The 1,625-nt window shown below is 61.6% G+C and carries 3 protein-coding genes; all 3 read left to right on the top strand.

Features of this window, described 5'->3' with window-relative positions; genetic code table 11:
• Positions 1–527 (top strand): methyltransferase domain-containing protein (locus Q1Y33_RS02645; RefSeq protein WP_300797992.1); only part of this gene is annotated, 527 nt, incomplete at its 5' end.
• Positions 521–1,168 (top strand): dethiobiotin synthase, encoded by a 648-nt coding sequence (gene bioD / locus Q1Y33_RS02640; RefSeq protein WP_300797994.1) that lies wholly within the window; start codon positions 521–523, stop codon positions 1,166–1,168. The genes Q1Y33_RS02645 and bioD, both read left to right, overlap by 7 nt.
• Before the next feature lie 82 nt (positions 1,169–1,250).
• The coding region (locus Q1Y33_RS02635) for a glycosyltransferase (protein ID WP_300797990.1) at positions 1,251–1,625 on the top strand (375 nt) is incomplete at its 3' end.

The following is a 1,625-nucleotide window of genomic DNA, read 5'->3' as shown; positions in this document are numbered from 1 at the left end:
TCTGCCTGGAGGGCCTGACCGCCCGGCCCGACGTGGCGTTCGAGGCGGGCGATGCCGAGACCTGCCCCCTGCCCGGCGGACTGGACCTGCTGACGTCGTGCTCCACCCTCCAGTGGTTCGCCTCGCCCCGCGACTTCTTCCGCCGCTCCGCCTCGCTGCTCCGCCCCGGCGGCGTGCTGGCTTTCACCACCTTCGGCCTGCGCAACCTGCTCGAGATACGCACGCTGACGGGCAACGGGCTGGACTACACGCCTCCCCAGCAACTCCGCCGCGAGCTGGAAGACGCCGGCTTCTGCATCCTCCACCTGGAGCAGGAAGAGGCCGTACTCCGCTTCCCCACCCCCGTCGACGTCCTGCGCCACCTGCGCATGACAGGCGTCACCGGCACGGAGAAGCAGACGTGGAGCCGCGGCCGCCTGCAAGCGTTCTGCGACGAATACATCCGCCGCTTCGGCTCGTCCGAAGGCGTGAGCCTGACGTATCAACCGATATATGTGATTTCTTCCCAAAAAACACCAACATTATGAACAACATCTACTTCATCAGCGGCATCGACACCGATGCCGGAAAATCCTACTGCACCGCCTGGTATGCGGCGCAACTCATCAAAGAAGGCCGACGCGTCATCACCCAGAAATTCATCCAGACAGGCAACGTGGGCCACAGCGAAGACATCGACCTGCACCGCCGCCTCATGGGCACCGGCTACCTGCCCGAAGACCGCGAAGGACTCACCATGCCCGAAATCTTTTCTTACCCCGCCTCGCCCGACCTGGCCGCACGCATCGACCACCGCGAAATAAACTTCGACCGCATCGGGCAGGCTACGCAGGAACTGGCCCGCCGCTACGACACGGTGCTGGTCGAAGGTGCCGGCGGCCTGATGGTCCCCCTGAAGGACGAGTACCTCACCATCGACTACATCGCCGAACGGGGCTATCCGCTCGTCTTCGTCACCTCGGGCAAGCTGGGCAGCGTGAACCATACCCTCCTCAGCCTGGAAGCCGTGGCCCGCCGCGGTATCCGGCTCGACACCGTGCTCTACAACCTCTATCCCACTCTGGCCGACACCACCATCCAGCAGGACACGCAGCAGTACCTGCGCCGCTACCTCGGACGCCACTTCCCACAATGCCGCTTCCTGACGGTGCCCGTGCTGGAAGGGTAAGAAAAAAGGACGGGCAGGCAGTACAAGGTGTGGACGAAAATTCGTACTTTTGCGCAACACTACTATTATATAAGGAAACATAATGGAAGCATTCGCATTCGACACAACAGAACAATACCTGCTGGCAGCCACCGGCATCCTGCTGGCCGTCCAGGCCCTCTACTACCTCGCCCTCTACAACCGCATCCACCTGCGTAGCCGTAAGGCACGGCGCGAAGAACTGCACTTCACACAGGAGCTGCCGCCCTTGTCCGTCATCATCTGCGCCCACGAAGAAGTGGAAAATCTGCGCCGCAACCTGCCCGCCATCCTCGAACAGGACTATCCGCAGTTCGAAGTCATCGTCATCAATGACGGCGAGAAGGGTGAAAGCGAAGATTATCTGACCCAGCTCGAGAACCGCTACTCCAACCTGTATCACAGCTTCGTGCCCGACTCTTCACGCTATATCAGCCGC

Origin of the sequence: uncultured Alistipes sp. (assembly GCF_949296715.1) — a bacterium.
Taxonomy (GTDB): Bacteria; Bacteroidota; Bacteroidia; order Bacteroidales; family Rikenellaceae; genus Alistipes.
Note: the sequence above shows the minus strand (reverse complement) of the source record. Positions and strands in the feature narration are given on the sequence as shown.